The sequence below is a fragment of the Collinsella sp. TM04-29 genome (assembly GCF_003466565.1).
In the GTDB taxonomy this organism is placed as follows: domain Bacteria; phylum Actinomycetota; class Coriobacteriia; order Coriobacteriales; family Coriobacteriaceae; genus Collinsella.
In genome coordinates this window covers 50765-72725 of record NZ_QSPW01000003.1, presented here as the reverse complement: position 1 = coordinate 72725, position 21961 = coordinate 50765, and the positions used below count along the sequence as shown (strand labels likewise).

The 21961-nt window shown below is 62.1% G+C and carries 15 protein-coding genes; 2 read left to right on the top strand and 13 right to left on the bottom strand.

Features of this window, described 5'->3' with window-relative positions; all coding sequences use genetic code 11:
* Positions 1 to 24 precede the first annotated feature (24 nt).
* On the top strand, positions 25 to 1485 hold the full coding sequence (pyk, locus tag DXD39_RS07090; RefSeq protein WP_117637393.1) for a pyruvate kinase: 1461 nt from the start codon (positions 25 to 27) through the stop codon (positions 1483 to 1485).
* Between the two features lie 212 nt (positions 1486 to 1697).
* On the opposite strand, the gene DXD39_RS07085 is transcribed toward pyk, so the two are convergent.
* The 6 genes from DXD39_RS07085 to pheS all read right to left on the bottom strand — a co-directional run bounded on the left by DXD39_RS07085 (position 1698) and on the right by pheS (position 9219).
* Positions 1698 to 2546 (bottom strand): hypothetical protein, encoded by an 849-nt coding sequence (locus DXD39_RS07085; RefSeq protein ID WP_117803615.1) that lies wholly within the window; start codon positions 2544 to 2546, stop codon positions 1698 to 1700.
* An 80-nt stretch (positions 2547 to 2626) separates the two neighbouring features.
* Complete coding sequence (locus DXD39_RS07080) at positions 2627 to 3397, bottom strand: energy-coupling factor ABC transporter ATP-binding protein (RefSeq protein WP_233541135.1); 771 nt, start codon at positions 3395 to 3397, stop codon at positions 2627 to 2629.
* 44 nt (positions 3398 to 3441) lie between these two features.
* Positions 3442 to 4278 (bottom strand): energy-coupling factor transporter transmembrane protein EcfT, encoded by an 837-nt coding sequence (locus tag DXD39_RS07075; RefSeq protein WP_117803613.1) that lies wholly within the window; start codon positions 4276 to 4278, stop codon positions 3442 to 3444.
* Entirely contained in the window at positions 4256 to 5341 is a 1086-nt protein-coding gene (cbiM, locus tag DXD39_RS07070) for a cobalt transporter CbiM (RefSeq protein ID WP_117803612.1), read from the bottom strand. Before cbiM ends, DXD39_RS07075 begins: the two co-directional genes overlap by 23 nt.
* Before the next feature lie 167 nt (positions 5342 to 5508).
* Positions 5509 to 7962, bottom strand: coding sequence for a phenylalanine--tRNA ligase subunit beta (gene pheT / locus DXD39_RS07065; RefSeq protein WP_117803611.1), 2454 nt, complete (start codon positions 7960 to 7962; stop codon positions 5509 to 5511).
* Between the two features lie 180 nt (positions 7963 to 8142).
* Positions 8143 to 9219 carry a phenylalanine--tRNA ligase subunit alpha gene (gene pheS / locus DXD39_RS07060; RefSeq protein ID WP_055250566.1) on the bottom strand — a complete coding sequence of 359 codons (1077 nt, stop codon included), beginning with the start codon at positions 9217 to 9219 and terminating at the stop codon, positions 8143 to 8145.
* 504 nt (positions 9220 to 9723) lie between these two features.
* Between pheS and DXD39_RS07055 the strand changes: the two genes are divergently transcribed.
* Positions 9724 to 11298 carry a carboxypeptidase M32 gene (locus DXD39_RS07055; protein WP_117583829.1) on the top strand — a complete coding sequence of 525 codons (1575 nt, stop codon included), beginning with the start codon at positions 9724 to 9726 and terminating at the stop codon, positions 11296 to 11298.
* A gap of 205 nt (positions 11299 to 11503) precedes the next feature.
* Here DXD39_RS07055 and glmM read toward each other — a convergent pair whose 3' ends face one another.
* The 7 genes from glmM to DXD39_RS07020 all read right to left on the bottom strand — a co-directional run bounded on the left by glmM (position 11504) and on the right by DXD39_RS07020 (position 21908).
* Positions 11504 to 12835, bottom strand: a complete 1332-nt coding sequence (glmM, locus tag DXD39_RS07050) for a phosphoglucosamine mutase (RefSeq protein ID WP_117803610.1) — start codon at positions 12833 to 12835, stop codon at positions 11504 to 11506.
* A gap of 3 nt (positions 12836 to 12838) precedes the next feature.
* Positions 12839 to 15169, bottom strand: coding sequence for a DUF4012 domain-containing protein (locus DXD39_RS07045; protein WP_117803609.1), 2331 nt, complete (start codon positions 15167 to 15169; stop codon positions 12839 to 12841).
* A gap of 143 nt (positions 15170 to 15312) precedes the next feature.
* Complete coding sequence (locus DXD39_RS07040) at positions 15313 to 16335, bottom strand: DMT family transporter (RefSeq protein WP_199408606.1); 1023 nt, start codon at positions 16333 to 16335, stop codon at positions 15313 to 15315.
* Positions 16336 to 16460: 125 nt separating this feature from the next.
* Entirely contained in the window at positions 16461 to 17171 is a 711-nt protein-coding gene (locus DXD39_RS07035) for a signal peptidase I (RefSeq protein WP_117803608.1), read from the bottom strand.
* The gene (locus DXD39_RS07030) at positions 17171 to 19408 is read right to left on the bottom strand and encodes a DUF2357 domain-containing protein (protein ID WP_117803607.1); all 2238 of its coding nucleotides are present in this window, start codon (positions 19406 to 19408) and stop codon (positions 17171 to 17173) included. Before DXD39_RS07030 ends, DXD39_RS07035 begins: the two co-directional genes overlap by 1 nt.
* A gap of 69 nt (positions 19409 to 19477) precedes the next feature.
* Positions 19478 to 21169, bottom strand: coding sequence for a hypothetical protein (locus DXD39_RS07025; RefSeq protein WP_117803606.1), 1692 nt, complete (start codon positions 21167 to 21169; stop codon positions 19478 to 19480).
* Complete coding sequence (locus tag DXD39_RS07020) at positions 21162 to 21908, bottom strand: signal peptidase I (RefSeq protein WP_117803605.1); 747 nt, start codon at positions 21906 to 21908, stop codon at positions 21162 to 21164. The genes DXD39_RS07025 and DXD39_RS07020 overlap by 8 nt, the downstream gene beginning before the upstream one ends.
* Between the last annotated feature and the right edge of the window lie 53 nt (positions 21909 to 21961).

Sequence of the window (21961 nt, the reverse complement as noted above, 5' to 3'; positions counted from 1 at the left end):
AGACGATGTCAGATGGAGGTCTGAATGTACAAGCGCACCAAGATTGTATGCACCATGGGTCCCGCCTGCGATAGCGACGAGACCATCCGCGAGATGATCAAGGCGGGCATGAACGTCGCCCGTTTTAACTTCTCGCACGGATCCTACGACGAGCACCACGGTCGCATCGAGCGCGTCCGTCGTATTTCCAAGGAGCTCGGTCTGCCCGTCGGCATCCTGCTCGACACCAAGGGCCCCGAGGTCCGCACCGGCCTTCTGGTCGATGGCAAGAAGGTTGCCGTCAAGACCGGCGACAAGATTGTCGTCACCGCTCAGCCCACGTCCGAGGATTTCCACGGCACCGCTGAGCACATCTCCCTCGACTACCTGGCTCTGCCCTCCGAGGTCGAGAAGGGCTCCCTCATCCTGATCGATGACGGCCTGGTTGCCCTCGAGGTCGAGTCCGTCAGCGGCCAGGACATGACCTGCGTCGTTAAGAACGACGGCCTGATTGGCGAGCGCAAGGGCGTCAACATGCCCAACGTCAACATTTCGCTGCCCGCCATCACCGAGCGCGATCGTCAGGACATCCTCTTTGGCCTGACCGAGAACATCGACTACATCGCCGCTTCCTTCATCCGTGACGGCGAGTCCGTCCGCGGCATCCGCAAGCTTTGCCGCGAGAACGGTGGCGAGCACGTGACGATCTTCCCGAAGATCGAGTGCGCCCTGGGCGTCGAGAACTTCGACGAGATCCTCGAGGCTTCCGACGGCATCATGGTCGCCCGTGGCGACCTGGGTATCGAGATCAAGCCCGAGCTCGTTCCGCACATCCAGAAGGAGATCATCGCCAAGTGCAACGCGGCCTACAAGCCCGTTATCACCGCTACGCAGATGCTCGACTCCATGCAGCAGAACCCGCGCCCGACGCGCGCCGAGGTTGCCGACGTTGCTAACGCCATCTACGACGGCACCGACGCCGTTATGCTGTCCGGCGAGTCCGCTGCCGGTAAGTACCCGGTCGAGGCCGTTAAGATGCAGGCCAGCATTGCTCTCGAGACCGAGAAGTACCTCCCGGCCCACGCTCCGCTCGAGGTTCCGGCCGACGCTCACGGCACCCGCGTCGTCAACAACGTTGTGGGTATGTCCGCTGTGAACATGGCCACCACCGTTGGCGCCAAGTGCATCACCGTGCCGACGACCACCGGTCGTACCGCTCGCCTGATCTCGCACTTCCGCCCCAACATGCCGATCTGCGCGTTCTCCCGCCACGAGTGGGCCGTCCAGCAGATGATCATGTACTGGGGCGTTATCCCGCACCAGGCCGAGATTACCCAGGGCACCGTCAACGGCACGATCGTCAAGGCGATCGAGACCGCTAAGGAGCTCGGCTACGTCGAGGCTGGCGATTTGACCGTCGCTACCGCCGGCGATCCCCGCATGAGCGTCCAGCTCGAGGACAAGGTCTCCTCGACCAACGTCGCTTACGTCGCTCAGGTGCGTTAAGTCGTACTTGCAAGCATGCTTGCATTGCAAAGGGCCCGGAAGGCTTCGCCTTCCGGGCCCTTTTTCTGTGCGTCGATGCCTCCCGCACGGCATGACACGCAACCAGCTACTTATGGCATGCTATGAAATGTGCAGCTCGTTTGCCGTGTTTACGCCCTGCGACGGGAGCTGTTGGTCGATTGGGATGAGCTGTTCACTGCCGGGCCGGCCAGCTAGCAGCTAGCGATCAGGGGCAGAGCAGGAACACCGGGTGATGCGACGCGGGCGGCAAATCCCGCCTCGGTCAGCTCGATGACCTCGGTAAACGTTGCATCAAAAAACTCCTCAGTTAGCAGGCGGTATGGCGGATGATCGGGCTCGCCGGGGTTTTCGCGCACGATCTCGTGCATAACGCCAATGGTCTTGAGCACATACTCCTTATGGATGGGATACTGCCCAAAACGCGTCGCCGCAGTATACAGGCGATCGGTCGCGCGCGGAATCGAAACAATGCCGAGCGTCTTACCAAACCAGTCAAAGTCGCCTTGCTTTTTAATGCGGAATTCCTCGCACGGCTTGCCGCCGTGCGCCTCCAGGTACTGATTCACGCGCGTATTCCATACGGTATCGGCCACCAGATGCGACCAGACACCCAGTGTCAAATCGAGCAACGACTGCGCCACGTCCTCGGACGCAAGCGAGAACTCACGAGCGCCGGGGCCGACGACCGGCTCGGCATCCCTGTAGCGCTGGGGATAGCGCACGCGGTTCAGTCGCTCGCGCTCCTCGATAATCGAGGTCGCCGCGGCCGGCGCACCGGTGGGCGAACTTTTAAGCAACGGTGCCACATAGGTTTCCCAGAACTCATGCTCACGAGGCTTAGGGATGGGCTCAGGCTTGGCAAAGTGCGTAATGCGGTACGGGATGGGATCGGCGATGCCAGGGACCATATAGCCCACGAAGATATCCGGAACCACGCAGCCAAACAAAAAGGCATTGCGGTCGCGCACGCTATCGGCAAGCGCACTGGTGCGCTCCAGCAAACGCTCCGTCTGAGCGATATGAATGTTCCAGCTTGGCATAGCCACCCCCATAAAAAACCTGGATAACTATACCATCACGGCAAAGCCGCACGGGCGGCTACGCATCCTCTACGCAGCAACTAGTCCGCAGCACCGCTTTCGGTTCCATACGACGGCACGGGCGCCTCGACCACATGGTGATATCGATCGATATAGATGGCACGGGCCTCCAGGCGGCGCACCAAATCTTGATGGTGCGTACTCATCAAAACCGTCTTACCGGCAGCAACGTAGGCCAGCAAAAAGTTGACTACGATGTCGCACGAGTCCTCATCGAGCCCGTTGGTGGGCTCATCGAGCACTAGGATATCGGGGTTCATCGACACGACCGCAGCCAGCGCAACGCGCTTCTTTTGCCCGCCCGAAAGCTGATAGGGCGAGGCATCGACCAGATCGGCAACCTGGAACAGCTCCATGGCATCGCGGACGCGGCGCTCGAGCTCGTCTGTCGGCAGCCCCATCTGCGCGGGGCCAAAAGCAACTTCCTCGCCCACCGTAGCGCAGAACAGCTGGGCGTCGGCATTCTGGAACACAAAGCCCACGCGCTGATGAAAACGCTGAGCGGCTGCGGAATCCTTGAGATATGCCGCATCGATCACGTGCCCGTCAAACAGGTACGCGCCCGCGTCCGCTAGTTCAAGACCGTTGATAAGGCGCATAATCGTCGTCTTACCGCAGCCGTTGGGACCGAGTAGGGCAACGAGTTCACCACGATCGACCTGCAGCGACACACCATCGACAACCGTATGCCCCGCATAGGAGAACACCACGTCGCGAAACTCGATGAGCGGCACGCTCTTGGCGCCAGTAGCACCGCTCGCGCCCATCACGCCATTCGTATCGTTTGCCAAAACGTCGCCCTTCCCTATCCACATCGACGGCTCGGCCGCCCGCGCTACAGCACCGCGCACAACACGGCGAGCAGCACCACGACGGCCGCATAAACCGCATCGCGCCAGCCAAAGCCGCTCCGCCCGGGCGCCGGGTACGCACCGGCAAAGCCGCGGCAGAGCATAGCCTCGTCCATCGCGTGGCTGCACTCCATCGCCTTGATAAAGGTCATGCCCATGATACCCGCGATCGAATCGGTACGCGAAAATCCCTCAGGCGCACGGCCAACGCTGCGCAACATGACCGATTCGCACAGATCGTGCGCCGTGCATCCCAGCACCTCGATATGCTTGAGTGCCATATCAAAGGTAAAGATGACCTCGTCGGGCAGGCGCAGCATCTTAAGCGCCGCCGACATGCGACTCCAGGTGAGCGTCCACGAAACGCCCAGCACCAGCGACACGTTAATGAACGTCTTGAGTGCAATCTTGAGCATGGCGCCCGTGGCTGAAGCACCCAGCAGCAGGGCAGGCAGCGCCAAAACCACGGCAAACCCCGCGGCAGCCAACGCCGGCACAAAGGTAGCGCGCAGCCCGCGTACAGGGCGCACCGCGACCAGCACCAACGCGATAGCCGCCATCAACATGAGGTACAGCGGGCTCTGCGTCAGGCACACGCACAGAACGCAGACGAACATCCCCACCAGGCGCACCGGAGCCGAAACGCAAGAAAGGGCGCGGTCGACCATCGACCCGCCCTCGTTCGCGCCTCCACCCAGGCGAACCCGCTCAAGCAGGCTCGCCAGGTGCAGGACATTCTTTTGCATCACGCGATGCCGAGCCCCCGCAGGCTCGTAACGCTGCTCGACCGCAAGCCAACTAGGCAGCTCGGCTATTGCCATGAGCACCGCTTTCCTTGACCGTCAGCGAGACCAGGCGGAATGCGATGGTGAGCACCGCCACGCCAATTACGCCCGAAAGAATATACATCGCGGCCTGGCCGGCAAAGCCAAGGCCCTGCTCCTCGGAATAGGCCTGCAGATAATCGCCCGTGGGCAGGGCATCGGCAAAGGTCGGGGTATCGAGGCCGACCGAAGCCTGCAGGCTGTCATCGCCAGCCTCCTGAACGGCGGTCGCGGCGCCCTCGGCGTCCCACTCACCCCAGGCGTCACCCGTGGCCAGCAGGCCCAGCGGCGTAGCTACGACAAGCACGGCGACCAGGATGAGCGTGGGGACCAGCGAGGTCTTCTTGGCAGCAGCGCCCTCGGCAGCAAGCTGGCCATCGGCGGCCTCGGGCCCGACGATAATGCTCGGCGCCGTCTTCTTAATGAAACCGTAGATGGCGGCCGTCGCCACGCCCTCGATCACGCCGGCAACCAGCATATGCGGGATCAACATGGCCGGAATAGCCACGGACAGCGGGAAGGGGCAGTACAGCGGCGCGCCCGAAGCGTTGGTGAAGAGCATCGGCTGAATACCAAACTCGATTGCCGCGCACAGGGCCGCCAGGCACAGGCCGACCCAGCCGCTCACGATGGCAGAAACCGAGGTGCCCCAGCTCTTGTCGTGCAGACGGCTGTTGAGCGCACGGAACACGATAGCAGCGACAAACGGCAGCACAAAGGCCATGTTAAAGCAGTTGGCGGCAAACGACAGAACGCCGCCGTCGCCAAACAGCAGCGCCTGCAGCGCCAGCGCGACCGAGACAGCGATAGCCGCGGCCTCGGGGCCCAGCAGCAGCGCGATGAGTGCGCCGCCGACGGCGTGGCCTGTGGTGCCGCCGGGCAGCGGAACGTTAAACATCATGAGCAAGAAGGAGAATGCGGCGCAGATGCCCAGAAAAGCCATGTGCTCGCGATCGAGCGTGGCGCGCACCTTCTTGATGCAGTGGACCCAAACGGGCACCATCGCAACCGCCATGACGGCATCGGTCTGCGGGGACAGATAATTATCTGGAATGTGCATATACGCCTCCCGGTTGTCGGCACGCGATCGCAGCGCCGTTTGAATCACCTTGCCAGTGTTACGTATTGCTAGGTTCGTAACACGCCGCCGGCTATCATAGCAAACGGCGCACTGCCAACAAAGCAGTGCGCCGTTTTGCAATACATTCGTCACAGACGCAAGCGATCCTAGCCGCGAACCTCGCCGTTTACGCCCTTGCACACCTTGGTGACGATCTTCTGGTGCGCCTTCTCGACCTCTTCGCTGGTAAGCGTGTGATCGTCCGAGCGATACGTAAGCGCAAAGGCCATGGACTTCTTGCCCGCTCCGATGCGGATGGGATCGCGGTAGACGTCGAACAGACGCACGCCCTCGAGCAGCTTGCCGCCGGCGCTGGTAATACGGCGCTCAAGATCCTCGCAGGTCACGGCATTGTCGACCACGATAGCGAGGTCGTGCTCAACGGCCGGGTACTGCGAGAACTCACGGTAGTTCTCCTGGTTGCGGGCGCCCTTGATCAGCTTGTCCAGATCGAGCTCAAAGGCAACGACGACCTCGTCAATGCCCATAGCCTCGCGTGCCTCGGGGTGGATCTCGCCAACCCAGCCCAGCACGGTACCGCCCGAGAGCACCTCGGCAGCACGACCCGGCTGCAGGAAGGCATAGCTCTCGCCCTCGACGGGACGGAAGCGAACCTTCTCGATGCGCAGCTGGGCGAGCAGCTCCTCGACAATACCCTTGCCAAAGAAGAAGCGCAGCTTGCGGTACTTCATGTTCCAGGACTGCTCGCTCCACTGGCCCGAGAGCACACCCGCCACGGACTTGGTCTCCTTGGGCAGGCTGGCGTTCTCGCGACCGTGGAACAGGCTGCCGACCTCGTACAGGTGCACGTTGGGCGTGCCGTGGGCCTCGTTATAGGCCACGGATTGCAACAGGCCCGGCAGCAGCGAACGACGCATCTCGGTCTGCTCGGCTACCAGCGGGTTCATGAGCACCACGGGGCAGCCGCGGCCCTCGGTGGACATGCCGATCTTCTCCAGGTCGCCCGGGGCGGCAAAGCCAAAAGTCGTGGTCTCGTTGAGGCCGCAGGCGCGCAGGATTTCGCCGACCTTGCGGGTGAGCTTCTGCTCGCGGGTCAGGCCGCCGATGTGGTTCTTGGCAGCCGGGATGGTCGCCGTCACACGGCCCATGCCCCATAGGCGCAGGACCTCCTCGATCAGGTCAATCTCGCGCGGCAGGTCGGGGCGGAAGCTCGGCGGAGTGACCATAAAGTCGTCGCCGTCGCGCTCGACGGTGCAGCCCAGGCGGGTGAGCGAGCGCTCGATAAAGTCGGGCTCGATGTCGGCGCCGCAGATGGCGTGCACGCGGGCCAAGCGCAGCTTGATGCTATCGATGGTCTTGGGCGCGGGGAACACGTCGACATAGCCGGGAGCAACCTCGCCGCCGGCGATCTCTTCGATGAGCGCGCAGGCCACGTTGGCCACATCCACGCAGCCGGTCTCGTCGACCTGACGCTCAAAGCGGATGGAGGCGTCGGAGATCAGCGACAGGTCGCGGCTGGTGTGCGAGGTGCGACCGGCATTGAAGCAGGCACTCTCGACCATCACGTCGACGGTGTCGTCCTCAATCTCGGAATCCATGCCGCCCATAACGCCGGCCAGCGCCACGGGACGCTCGCCGTCGGTGATGAGACCCATGCCGGCGTCGAGCGTGCGCTCCTCGCCGTCGAGGGTCGTGAACTTCTCGTCCTGCTGGGCGGCGCGAACCACCACGCGGCGATGGCCCTCGCGCTCGGCAAAGGTGTCCAGGTCAAAGGCGTGCAGCGGCTGACCGGTGAGCATCATCACGTAGTTGGTGATGTCGACGATGTTGTTGTGCGGACGCACGCCCAGGGCGTTGAGGCGCTTGACCATCCAGTCGGGCGACGGGCCGACCTTCACGTTACGCACGATGCGGGCGACATAGCGGTCGCACAGCCCCTCGTCGGCAATCTCGACCGAAAGCTCGTCGTCCGTCGCGCGGCCGGTCTCGGCCTTGATGGCGGGCAGCTCAACGTGGAAATCGCGGTCGAAGATGGCGCCGGTCTCGCGAGCCATGCCGATCATGGACAGGCAGTCGGGGCGGTTGGGCGTGATCTCGCAGTCGAGCACGGTGTCGCTCGAGCCCACGTACTCGGCAAACGGCATGCCGCAGGGCGTATCCTCGGGCAGGATCATGATGCCGGAGTGGTCGCCGCCCAAGCCGAGCTCGCGCGCGGAGCAGTTCATGCCCATGGACACGACGCCGCGAAGCTTGCTCTTCTTGATCTTGATGTCGCCGGGCAGCTCGGCGCCGATCATGGCCGTGACGATGTGGTCGCCGGCCTCAAAGTTCTGCGCGCCGCAGACAATCTGCAGCGGGGCGGGGTTGCCGTCGGCGTCGAGGTTCTTGTCACCCACGTCGACCGAGCACACATACATGTGGTCGCTATCGGGGTGCGAGGTCTTGGTGAGCACCTGGGCGGTCACCACGTGGTCGAAGGACTCGCCCACGGTATCGATCGCCTCGACCTCGGTGCCGGTACGGATATATTCGTCCGAAAGAGTCTTGGGATCCTCCGGAATATCGATCATGGTCTTGAGCCAGTCGTAAGAAACGCGCATCTAACTGGTCTCCTTTCATCTGTAACGCCTGCAATAAACAGTCGGAAAACTCCAGCTACGGAGACGGGTTTCCGAGGTGCCGCAGATTGCCTTGAAAGAGGAGGGCCGCGTACTTAGGTACGCAACCGACGATTGAAAGGCAAGGTGCGGTGGCTCGGGAAGCCGCCGGGACAGGTCAACTTAAAATTGGTTCAGGAAGCGCATATCGCCCGTCATGAGCGTTCTGAGGTCCGGCAGGTCGTAGCGCAGGGCCGCGACGCGCTCGGCGCCAATGCCAAAGGCGAAGCCGGTGTACTTCTCGGGGTCGATGCCGCAGTTGATGAGGACGTTGGGGTCGACCATGCCGCAGCCCAGGATCTCGATCCAGCCGCTGTGCTTGCAGAAGTTGCAGCCCTTACCGCCGCACACGTGGCAGCTCACGTCCACCTCGCAGGAAGGCTCGGTGAAGGGGAAGAAGTGCGGGCGGTAGCGCGTCTTGCGGTCCTCGCCAAACATGCACTTAACAAAGTAGTCGAGCGTGCCCTTCAGGTCGCCGAAGGTGATGCCCTCGTCGACGACCAGGCCCTCGATCTGGTTGAACTGCGGCAGGTGGCAGGCATCGGCCGTGTCGGGACGGTAGACGGTGCCCGGGCAGATCATGTAGATGGGCGGCTTCTGCGACTCCATAGTGTGGATCTGCACGCCCGAAGTCTGGGTGCGCAGCAGCACGTCGGACTCGCCGTGGGCGTGAGCCTCGGGGTGCGCGACGCTGCCGGGGTTGTTGTCGACCACGTAGAAGGTATCGCGGGCCGAGCGGCTCGGGTGATCCATGGGAGCGTTGAGCGCGGTGAAGTTGTAGTAAGAGGTGTCGACCATGGGGCCGGACTCGACGGTGTAGCCGATGCCGCAGAAGATGTCCTCGGCCTCCTCGATGATTTGCTTGATCAGGTGCTGGTGGCCGATCTGCGGACGGATGCCCGGCAGCGTGATGTCGACGGCGTCGTGCTCGAGTGCGCGCTTGAGGGCGGCGGCCTTCATCTCGGTGTTTCGCTCGTCGAGCATGCCCTCGATCAGCTGGCGCATCTCGTTGGCGCGCTTGCCCATCACGGGACGATCCTCGGGGGCGAGCTTGCCCATCATGCGCATCAAGCCGGTGATACGACCCTTGCGACCGAGCAGCTCAACACGCGCAGCCTCGAGCTTGGCGGCGTCATCGGCGCCTGCGACGAGCTCCTTGGCCTCTTCCTCGAGTTTGACCAGATCATCAATCAGACTCATGTCTTCCCTTTCGTCTCTCGCGCATCCACTTGCCGCGGCGGCTGGAGCCACCCGGAGCTGCGGATGTGCGGCCCGGTTCGGTAACAAAAAAACCGCCCTCGGGCATGTGCATTGCCCAAGGACGGTTGAATTCCGCGGTACCACCTTGTTTGACCCGGCGGATGTCTGGCCCGCCGCGCCCACTCTGTGCCCCTTGTCGCGAGGCTCACGGCTTCCCTACTGGGGCTTCGCCGCCGCTGGCCGCGTGCCCGTTGAGGTCGCTGCTCGGGAGTGAACGCTTGGCCCTTGTCACCGCAGGAAGGCTCGCAGCCCATGACCTTCCCTCTCTTGCCGGCGACGCGGCGGGCAAAACCCTCTCCGTCAACGCATTGGGCTATAGGATAACACATTCTGCGTGTGCATCGCCGCGTTCCGTTTTGTTCGCACTGGGTACAAGGCAGGTAGCTGTGCAAACTGGCCGCGCGCCCACCCGAAGCGCTCGGCTCACGAGATCAAGGATATGGTATGGGAAAGAAACTCGATAAGAAGGCCGAGCCTGCAGCGGGCAAGACATCCAAAGGCATGAAGGTCGATAAGGCCGTCAAAAAATTCCGCAAGCTCGAAGGCAAGCTGTGGACTCGTGAGTACCTGCTCAAGATTGCCGAGTTTGACGGCGCGACCATTGCCCCCGCCAACGGCGCAGCAGCGCGTGCCGACGCCATGGGCACGCTTGCCGGCGAGCATCACAAGCTGCTGACCAGCGAGAAGTCCGTTGAGCTCGTACGCTCGTTAGCGCGCGAGACCGTCGCCGGCGGCAAAATCGACGACCCTCAGCTGCTCGACGAGATCCGTGTGCTCGGCCGCGATCAACGTGAGGCCAGTGCCATCCCCACCGAAGAAGCCGAGGCCTGGACCAGGCTCACCTGCGAGGCGGACGCCGTGTGGCGCAAGGCCAAGGCAGCCAACGACTGGGCGAGCTTTGAGACCTATGTGGATAGAATCGTCGCCCAACTTAAGCATCAGGCCGAGCTCATGGACCCCAAGCGCGATCCATACGACGTTTGGCTCGACCAGTACGAGCGCGGCCTTTCCGCCAAGAGCTTCGACGCGTTTTGCGACGAGGTCAAGGCCACGGTCGTGCCGCTCGTGCACGCCATCGGCGAGCGCGGCCAGCAGCCGGCTGCCGACTTTTTGCACGCCCACGTGCCCGAGGCTGCCCAGCGCGCCATGAGCTTCGACCTTATGAAGCTTGTCGGCCTGGACCTGGACGACACCACGCTTGCCTTTACCGAGCATCCGTTTAGCGAGGGCTTTGCCGTGGGTGATGCGCGCATCGCGACGCACATCTACGAGGACGACTGCATCTCCAACGTCTACAGCATCATCCACGAGGCGGGGCACACCATGTACGAGCTGGGCGTCAATCCCGCCTACGCGCGCACCTGCCTGGAGGGCGGCACCTCCATGGGCATCCACGAGAGCCAGAGCCGCTTTTTCGAGAACACCGTGGGTCGCAGCCGCGCCTTTATGGGCCCGCTGCTCGAGGTGCTGCGTCGTCACGCGCCCGAGGTCTACGGCGACGTCGACGAAGACACGCTCTACCGCGCCGTGAACATCGCGCAGCCGTCGTTGATCCGCACCGAGGCCGACGAGCTCACCTATCCGCTGCATATTATGGTGCGCTACCAGATTGAGCGTATGCTGTTTGCCGGCGAGGCTGCGGCCAAGGACATCCCCGCGCTTTGGAACCGCTTTATGGACGAGTACCTGGGCATTCCCGTTCCCGACGACACGCACGGCTGCCTGCAGGATACGCATTGGAGCGGCGGTTCGTTTGGCTACTTCCCCACGTATGCGCTGGGTAGCGCCTACGATGCCATGTTTGTGCCGGCCATGTGCCGCGACGGCGTCGACCTTACCGGTGCCTGCGCGAGCGGCGATCTGGCGCCCGTCCGCGCCTGGCTGGGCGAGCACATTTGGCAGTGGGGCCGCGCCAAAGACGCGCCGGAACTCATCAAGGGCGCCTGCGGCATGGCCTTTGACGCCCGCTACTACTGCAGCTACCTGCAGGACAAGTTCACCACACTGTACGAGCTGTAAGGATTGACCAGCACGCCATCGCCAACGCCAACTATGTTGACGCCAATGTCTTGGCAACGTCAGCGAAAACGACCCTAAGCGAGCAAGGTGACGTGAAATGAAAGGGCGCTGACCTTCTGGTCGCGCCCTTGAAATTGAACGTCAGATTGCCGCTTAGGGGCGTTTGCAGCGTCGAGCAGTTACGCGGTTTGGTAAAACCGCGTAACTACAGAGCCTCGAGCGCGTTGGCAATGCGCTTCATGGCGGCATCGGCGGATGCTTGGTCGGGTGCTTCGGCCAAAACGCGGATAACCGACTCGGTTCCACTCTTGCGTACGAGCACGCGGCCCTCGCCTGCCAGCGCAGCCTCGGCCTCGGCGATGGCGTTCTGCACGCCCATGTTCTCGAGCGCGGCGTCCTTGTCCGCCACGCGCACGGCCACCTGCGCCTGCGGCAGCAGCTTGCACGGAGCCGTGAGCTGCGAGAGCGTCTCGCGCTCGGCACGAATCACTTCCATCACGCGCAGCGAGGTCATAATGCCGTCGCCCGTGCGCTCGATATCGCCAAAGATCGTATGGCCCGTCTGCTCGCCGCCTAGGCTGTAACCGCCCTCGCGCATCTTGGCATACACGTGACGGTCGCCCACACCGCTGGTCACGGCACTTAGGCCGGCAAGCTCCAACGACTTGATCAGGCCAAAGTTGCTGGCAATCGTCGGAACCACGGTACCGCCCGAAAGGCGACCGTGCTTGTTCAGGTACACGCCGCACACGTACAGGATCTGGTCGCCATCGACCACGCGCCCGCGCTCGTCCACGGCCAGGCAGCGGTCGGCATCGCCGTCATAGGCAAAGCCCACGTCCAGGCCCTGCTCCACCACGTGGCGCTGCAGACGCTCCATATGCGTGGAGCCGCAGTCGACGTTGATGTTAAAGCCATCGGGCGCGGCGTTGATCACGCGCACGTCGGCACCGAGCGCGTCAAACACCGGCTTGGCCACCGAGGAAGCCGAGCCGTTGGCGCAGTCGATACCGATCTTGACGCCCTGCAACGAAAAGTTCGCGCTGGCGATGAGCGAAGCGATGTAGCGGTTGCGGCCCTGCATGTAGTCCACCGTGGCGCCGATGTGATTGCCCGTTGCCAGCGGCACCTCGCTCTTGCCATCGATATAGTCCTCGATGAGCTCCAGCACGTCCTCGTCCATCTTAAAGCCGTCGCTGTTGACGAGCTTAATGCCGTTATCGCAAAACGGGTTGTGGCTCGCGCTGATCATGATGCCGCAATCGAAGCAGCCTTCCACGGTCTGATGCGCTACGCCCGGCGTGGGGATCACGTGCAGCATATAGGCGTCCGCACCGCTCGCGACCAGGCCGCTCACTAGCGCCGCCTCGAACATATAGCTCGAGCGACGCGTGTCCTTGCCCACGATGACGCGTGCCTTGCGCTCGTGGTTGGCGCCGTAATACCAGCCCACAAAACGGCCAATTTTATAAGCGTGCTCTACCGTCAGCCCAACATTGGCCTCACCGCGAAAGCCGTCGGTGCCAAAGTACTTCATATCTTACTTATCCTGTTCGAACGTTTGAGCGGTCGGCGTGGTACGAACCTTAAGCTCCTTGTGCCCAGAGTCCTTCGAAGTCGTAACCGTGTACTCAACCTTTATGTCTTGTCCAAGAAGCATGTGGACACCGCCCCATGCAACCTTCAAGCCATCGTGCGTCGCTTCGTTCATCTCGATAGAACCGGAGCCCGAAGTCTTAATGTCCGAAATGCTACCTCCCGCAGGAGCATAGAGATAAAGCCTCAGCACCTCATCATCAATATCCTGGCTAATGCCGTTATGGCCCTGGAAATAACCAGGCATCTCGGCCTTCTCCTGGGGGGTCATCGTGTTCTTGAGCGAGGTGGTCACTCGATACGTCGTCGAGCCATCGGCATTTTCAACCGAAGAATCGATGGTGACTCGCTTATCGAGGAACCAATCCATCTTTGAATAACTGTAGTTGTTCACATAGACGCCCAAGATCGGAGCCTCCGACGTATCGGCTTGGAGGGCGCCCGATATTCCAAGGGCCTTCGCGGCCTTTTCCTCGTCATCGTTTCTCGAATACATGAGGATGCGACCCTCGGAAGCGCCCTTTTCGATGGCGGCAGCAATCTTAGTAATATCGCTGGAGCCCAGTTCGTCCACGATCTTGTTAAAAGCTGATCCGGCAACCGCCGCAAAAATGGCGTCCTGTTCCTCTACCGGGTAATTCCAATAAATATCGTGCAGCAGCACCTTTGCGGCGTTGCTTCCATCAACGACGGTGCCGTCAGGAAGCTGTGTGCCGCCTACAACGCCGAGCATATACTGCAAAAATACCGGATCGACTGCAAATACGCCGTCGATGTCATCTCCGACAATGGCCTTCTGCATATCGCTGGCAAGCTGGGCCGCACGCGGATAATCGGGCGTCATCGTAACGTCGCCCATCGTGTATCCGAGCGTGTTGAATCCGGTCAGGCCCCATCCGGTCGTGAATAAGTTTGCCTCTTCATCGGTGATGGGAAGCGGGGTCAAAGGCTCTTTCATCATGTCGACTTTGACAAAATCGCCCAGTTCGAGCTTACCGTCAGTCACCGACATCACGCCGCGAGAACCGGGGAAACCGCCGCAGGCGCGGATCTCGACATTGCTCATCGCGAGCACAAGATAATGACGCGTCTGGCCGTTGGCGCCGAGCATCTGCGGAAGGACGGGGGCGACCTTCTCCGCCGCGTCAACCGCGCCGTTGAGAGTGGCAAAGCCGTCCTTGGCCTTATCGACCAGCTCGGTCACCTGGGAAATATGAGTATCGCCAATGCCCTGGATCTTCTCGTTGGCGCTCTTGAACACCTTCGAGCTGCTGGAAAGCGAATCGGCGACCGCCTGCAGCGCGGACACGTTAATCATGCCGTCCTGAAACAGCTTGCCGGGCGTGGCCTGCGAAAGGTTATCGGCCATGGGAACCAGCGCATTGCTCGAGACATCGGACAGGGCGTCGATCATGGTGCGGGCCGCATTGATGTCGCTACCATACACCGGGATAAACGAAGCCGCCGTCCACAGCGGGCTCGAGGTCTCCGCCTTCATGCTGTCGCAAAGCTCATCGATCTTCTTCGCGTCGTCAGGCAGCGTCGAAAAATCGCCCGACGTGACCTTGTCCTTAAGGCCACCGACGATCTCGACAGCCTCCTTCGCTTCGCTCTTTACGGTCTTTGCCGAGTTAAGCAGCATAAAGCCGCTTGCGCCAAGCGCAACGAGAAGCACCGCGACTACAGCGGCAATAATGGCGCCAGTGTGACGCTTTTTGCGATCGCCCTTGCGATGGCGATGACGGACCAGACCGTCAGAGGTCGAACTCGACGAAGCGTCGCTACCGTAGTTCAAGCCAAAATCGTAATAATCTTCCTTGGAACCCGAGCCCGCAAACTGGGCACCGCCATCATCCAGGCGGGCGAACGTGCCAGTCTCGGAGGCGCCGGTGTAAATCGTGCCAAGGTTACCCGTAAGCCCCGCTCCACCGGCAGAGGGAGTATTGTTAGCTGCCTTGCCGGCATTAACGTTGCCGGCGGCATTCGCGGCGTTGGCGGCACTTGCGTTGTTCGCAGGTACCGAAGGAGCCCCGCTCGGCTGCGACGTGGAGGTCGCATCGCCCGCAAAGACATTCCCTCTTGCACGGCCGGTCTTTTTTGCCTTTTGAGACTGCTCGTACAGAGCAGTAAACATCGCCGTCTCGCCCGGGGACACGCGCTTACCGGAACCGCCCTGCCCAGCGCCGCCCGGCGTGCCGGCCTTACCAGCCCCGTTCGGACGCGGCGGAACTGCAGGACGGCCGCTATCGCTGCCCTTAAAGTGATTACCAGCCATAAAGAAATCCTCGCAATTGAGTCGCAATGAAAAAGTCCATAACGTTACTAGTTTATGGCATTTTGAGCATCGACAGCTAAACTCCAGACACGGACATCAATTGGCGAAAATGTGGCACAACGCCTTTTCCGTCTTGGCGCCAGCTACACCGTCAAAAACACCATCGCGATAATCATGGCAAAGCCCGCCAGGTCGGTGGGCAAAAACACCGTTCCCAGCATAAGGGCGCTGGTGATGGTGGCCGAAACCGGCTCCATGGTTCCAAGGAGGCTCGCGCGCACCGAGCCAATCTCCTTAACGCCCTGCATGTAGAACATATAGGCGAAGAACGACCCCACCACAATAAATATCGCGAGCGCGCCGACACCCGAGGGGCCGAGCGCCGGCATATGCGCCCACGGCTGGGTAAAGATACTCATCACGATTCCCGCCGAAAGCATGGCCGAGCCCGTGACGACCGGGCTACCGTATTTGTTGAGGATTCCGGCAGGGATGATTGCTATGCAGGCACCGCCCACTGCGCACAAAAGGCCCGAGAGCAGGCCCATCGGCGAGATGTTGAGCGTACTGGGGTCGCCGCCCGTGGCGATCAAAAACGTTCCGCCCAATGCGAGCAAAATGCCAAGAGCCTCGCGCGTGCGCGGCAGTCGATGCGCGGTGACGCAGGCATACCCCATGACGACCACCAGCTGCAGGCACTGGAAGACGGTCGCGGTGCCCGCGTTGGTCAGGCGCACGGCTGACAGATAGCAAAGCTGGTTGAACAGCAGGCCAAAGATCGTAAACAGAATAAGCTGCTTGCGATCGGCGGGGGTAGTCCACAGCTCGATCAAGCGGTCGCGGTCTTTTCTGAGCACAACGAACATAAAGAGCAGGCCAGCGATAACTTGGCGCACGCTCATCAGCCAAAACGTCTCGATATGGCACACGTCAAAGAGGTAGCTGGCGCTGGTGCCAGAAAAACCCCAAAACGTACCGCCGGCAAACGCGGCGAGCGTACCCAGGGCCATCTTGCGCGTCTGGGCGTCGTTGAGGCGGTCGCGCCATGCGCGGCGGGTGCTGCGGCTCAGCTCGTCAGTCCCCTCGGGCACGATAAAATCAGACGCCGCCGTCATCGGTACCGAAGCCCTTTCACGTGCACACTGCGCCGAGCGCTTCTGTTCCATCCCACTCCCCCGAAATCAATTGGCAATAAAGCGTCCAAACTGTAGCACGAATATTGGTATGAAATAGCAGATGATGCGGAGCATCTGCGAGCGTCCAAATTGCAGGGACGAAAGGCACCGATGAGCTATGCCGAGCGGTTGGAATCGCCTGGGGCGCTGGGATCGGCTTCCGCACTTTCATCGGTATGGCCACCGTCGGCATCGCCCTCGTCACCGGCGTCGCCCTGCTCCTCCTGCTCGCGACGGCGCTTTTCGCGAATCTGCTCAACGGCGGCTCGCAAGGCGGCCTCGTCCTCGGCGCGTGCCACCTCTTGCGTTGTCTTGACCATATGGCGAATCTCGAGCACCAGCAGCACGATCAGCGGCACCACGATAAGCGGAAAGAACAGCAGCGGATTGGTGAGCAACGAGACCACCACGCCCAGCCCCGCCGAGACAAAGACCACGCGCCCCACCACGTCGGCGGCGGGCACGGGCGCAGCATCCTCGACCGGATTGGCATCGCCCTTGGTGCGGTAAACCGGCGTGCCGTCGGCCGCATCCTCCACGGCAACGATGCGATGCGTGTTGAGCGAACCCTCCAGCGCGTCATCGGACGAATGGAAGGTGATGATGTCGCCGACCTGGTAGGCCTGGCTGTTGTCGGTATCGACGACGATAAACGAATGCACGGGAATCGCCGGCTCCATCGAGCCGGTCAGCGTACGCATAAAGCCGTAGCCCATGATGGTGGGGATCTCACCAGCGGGCGTGAACACCGTGCGCAGCAGCACCACAAAGGCGACCAGGATCACCACGGTCGCCAACACGTTGATCACGCGGAGCACGTGCTTCATCACTTGTCGGCGTCCTTTGCGGAAGGCTCGACGTCAATGGCGTCAGATGCCGAAACGTCGGTCTCATCTCCCTCAACGGTCGTGGCGACATCGCCCTCGGCGGCCTCTCCGCGCAAGCGAGCCAGCAGATAGCGCGACAGGCTGTTGCCCTCGGCACGGCGCTCGGCGCGGGCGCGATCGCGCTCGGCCTGCTCCAGCTCATGCGCCAACGAGTCCAAGCGTTGCTGCATCTCCGCGCGGGCGGCCTCGAGCTCGCGCTCGTGCGCGGCCTTGGCGGCGGCGAGTTCCTGCTCAATACGCTCCCCTGCCTCGAGCTCGGCTGCGGCGGCACGCGCGTCGGCGTCGGCACGCGTCTCCTCGGCGGCACGCGCGGCGGCATCGCGCTCGGCAGCGGCAGCGGCGACCTTCTCGCTGGCATCCACCGTAGCCTGCTCAACGGCAGAATCGGCGGCAGCACGGGCGGCGTCGATCGCAGCATCGGCGGCCTGCTGGGCGGCGGCAACCTTCTCCTCGGCCGCGACGACGGTGTCGGCGAGCTTCTGCTCCGCCACAGCAGCGGCGGCGTCGGCAGCCTCCTGCGCGGCACGGACATCGCGCTCGGCCGCCAGCCGCACTTCCTCAATCTGCAGCTGGGCGGCGTCCAGCTTGGCATGCAGCTCGGCCATCTCCTTGGCAGAAGCCTCACGCAGGCCGGCAAGCTCGGCCGTGGCGGCGTCCTTGGCGGCCTGCAGCTCGGCGGCATCGGCCGCCGTCTTAGCAGCCAGGGCCGCAGCAGCGTCGCTCTTGGCCTGCGTGACCTGCTCGGCGGCCGCCTGCTCGGCGGCAGCAACCTTGGCGTCCGCGTCGGCACGGGCGGCAACCACCTCGGCATCGGCCTCGGCACGCATCTGCGCCAGCTGCGCCGCCGCGGTCTCACGCGCCTCGACAGCGTCGGCCTCGGCAGCCTTCTTGCCCGCTTCGACATCCTCCAGCGAGCCGCGCAGTTCCTCGGCATCCGCCTCGGCCATCTGAGCGCGCTGCGTCAACGCCAGCTCGCGCGTCTTGGCCTCGTCCAGCTCGTCGGCCAGGTCATCGCGCTCATCGGTCAGCGCATGCGCCTGCACCTTCCAGGACTTGAGCTGCCCCTGGAGCTCCTCAATCTGCTCGCGGGCCTCGGCCAGCGCCTGCTCGGCATCGAGCTGGGCCTGCGTGACCTCCTCCACAAACACACGACGAACCTCGACATCGGGCAGGTCGGGGCTATCGACCTGCACCTCCTTGATCTCTTTAATAAACTTGGGCGCCACCGGCGCGTGTTGCACGCTCTCGAGTTCCTGCAGGTTGCGCTCGTCGTCGGTCAGGCTCTTAAAGACGGTGTAGTTGTTGATGAGGTTGGTGTACATCTGCACCATGTACTCGTCATCGAACGCCAGCGCCTGCTGCTGCACGTCGATGTTGTAGCCGACCTTGTCGTAGCGCTCCATAAACTGCCACAGCTGGTAGCACTTGCGGTAGTTGGGGTCCTTCATGATGAGGTTGGTGCGCTGGATGGGGCTGCGAACCGCACTGCAGCCGTTCATGATCTGGCAGAACGACGCGCCGCGCAGCGCCATGACCAGGCGACGCACGCGGTCGATGCGCATAAAGACGTCCATGTTGTCGGCGTCGTTCTCGGCAAAGCTCTGGCGGTTTTTGACCGTCATCTCGACGTTGTACTCGATCTCTTCGTACGCGTCGTCGATCTTGCTGTGCATCTTAAAGCGGTTGCGAATCTCGTTGCCCGTCGACCAAAAGATCACGTCGGTGCGCTTGTCTACAAACGTCAGCAGGCGCTGAATCAGGTGGTAGATAAAGCGGTTCTCGTACAGGTCGTACGTCTCGACGGTGTTGACGTTGAGGATGCGCGTAGGGTGAACGCCGCCGTCCTCACTCGGCGCCAAAAACTGCGTGTTCTGGCTCAGATGACGGACGCTGTCGGCGCTGATCTTTTTAGCGAGCGAGACCGGCACCACCTCTTCCTCGGTGGTGATAAAGCGGCGCGGCTTTTCGATAATGGTGTTGATGGCGTCGAGCGAGTCCTCGATCATGCTGATCCATTCCTCGTCCACCACCTTGACGAGCTCCTCGCGCTGCTGCTCGATCGTGGTGCCCGAGGCCTGCGCCATCTCAAACAGATAGCGGAAGTAGCGGCTGTCCTCCTGGATGGGCTCCATCTGCTCGGAGAAGCTGGTATAGAGGTCCTGAATGGTCTCGGACATGGGTTACTCCATAGGTTGGATCGATTGGTAAGGGGCGGGGCGACATCACGCCGCCCCGCACTTACAGCATTAGTAGAAGTTCTGGATCCGCTGCAGGTACATGACGGAATCGGGCAGACCGCCCTCGCCAAAGGTCTTCTCGATATACTCGATCAGGCCCTTCATCTCGTCGCGCACAAAGCTCACGTTCATGGACTCAAATTTCTTGAGCACCTTGCGGGCGATGATGTAGTCCATGCCGCCCAGCTCGGTGCCGCCGCACGCCACGTACACGGGGATAAAGTCGTACATCTGCTTGATGATACGGTTGCCAAACGCCAGCTTAAAGCGGGTCTGCAGGTATTGGTCCAGCTTGTGCATCTTCTGGAGCAGTTCCTCGTCGATCACGTACTCGACCTTGGCCTTCTGGAACAGATACTGCAGATGCTCGGCCGTCACGTGCACGCGCTCGTGCGGCTCGCACTCAAACGCATCGGCGCGCTCGTTGAGCTCGATGGGAATCGCGCGGTCGTACACCTTGTCCGTGATGGTAAAGGTGGAGTCGTCGTTGTTGGCCGTGCCGATAAACCACAGGCTGTCGGGAATGGTGAGCTTGCCGTCGTGCAGGCCCTTGGGGTCGGCGGCCCACTGGGTAGGCACCAGATCGAGCACCCACTCGTCGTGGCTGGGCATCTCGAGAACCGACAGGATCTCGGCAAAGTAGTACTCCACGCGGGCGAGGTTCATCTCATCGAGCACGATCATGGACGGGTCTTGGCGAAGGCCCGCCTCGTACACGGCGCGGAGGAACTCGGTCTCGTTAAAGCGCTTGGAAAACTCGTTAAAGTAGCCCAGTACCTCGGTGCGATCGCGAAAACTCGGCTGCACCGACACGATGGTCGCGGGGTTATCCAGATAGCGGCTAAAGCTGTAGGGCAGCGAGGTCTTACCAGTACCCGAGATGCCCTCCAGGATCAGCAGCTTGGAGGCGGCCATGCCGGCCACAAAGCGGCGGATGACCTCAGGCGTGTAGTAGAGCTTCATCTGGCTGCAGGCGAACGCGCGGAAGCTGTCGACAAAGTCCTCCAGCGAGATGGCATCGTCGTAGGCCGGCGATTCCCAGTCGCGGTACTTAAGGTCCACAAGGGACAGCTTGGGGAAGCGGTTGGCCTGGGCGATCTCTTTTTCCTCGGCAAGGGTCTTGGCCTCAACGGTGGCCTTGGCCATGGCGGCTGCGGCGTCCTTGACGCCCGCGCCATCGAGCGCGAGCGACGCGTTGCCCGACACCACGGCAGCCGTGGCGCCCTCGCCCGCAGGCGCGCCCGCGGCGGCGCCCACCACGTTGCCCACCGTGGGCAGGTGGTCGTCGGCCAGGGCCGAGGCGCCCACGTACGGAATCTGCTTGGTGCCGCCCATGGCATTGACCTTGAGCGCCAGCAGCTTGTTCTTCTCGTCCATGAGGTCGAGCACCTGCTTGTTCAGGCGGCCGATCTCGCGATAGAGCGCCTTGTTGGACGTGTCGTCGCGATGCAGGCGGCGGTTGATGCGGTAGCGGTGCACCAGAATGACCACGATCAGCACGGGGACCGCGACGAGCATGGCAAACAGGATGACCGCGCCGATCTTGCCCACCAGGTCAAACGTGGTGAAGTAGGTCATAAAGATGTTGAAGTACTCAACCCAGCCAAACACCAGCAGGTTAAGGATGGAGCTCACAACGGCAACGACGTTGTAGACAACCTTTGCCAGCAGCTCCCAGGCAAATCCCAGAAACTCACTCACCGTCGGTACCCTCCTGCTTGGTCGCGTTCATCGCCGCCTCGGCCTCGGCCTTCAGACGACGGGCTTCCTCGAGCTTGGCCTCGGCCTGGGCAAGCTGCTCGGCGGCGTTATCGGCCGTGACGGTAGTGTCACCCTTGCCCTCGGCGTCCACGATGGCAGCCGCGACGGCCAGGCGGTCCTCCTCGGCCATAGCGCGCTTAAGGTTCATGCCCACCACGATGAGGTGATACACCTGGTAGATAAAGAACAGCAGCATGGGCAGCACGATCACAATGAGGAAGCCCATGGAGCTGGACAGGAAGTCCATGACCTTGCCCATCTGCGGCAACGCAAACACGTACTTGCCCACGATGTCGCCGTCGCTGATGATGTGCGTATCGGCCACGTCGTTGTTATCTCCCTTGGTGGTAAAGCTGCGCATGCCGTTGACCTCGTCGATGGCGGCGATGCGGTGCGTGTTGAGCGCGTACTCGTTGTCGATGATGGTATGGAACGTCACGATGTCGCCCACCTCGAGCTTGGAGGTGTCGCACTTTTTGATGAAGATGAGGTCGCCCTTGTTAAACGTGGGAGCCATGGAGTCGGACTGCACGGCGAGCGGGGTGAAGCCGGCGATGTCAGAGACGCTGCCGTCCTCGCGCGTGGCGAGCGTGGTAAACGCATACAGGGCCGCCACCAGGATGATGATCCACATGACAACGCTCAGCGCGATGGATGCGACTTTTTTAACAGATTGCATAATGTCCCTTACTACCGTGTCTGTCTAGGTCGTGCGCGGCCCGGTGGCCGCCG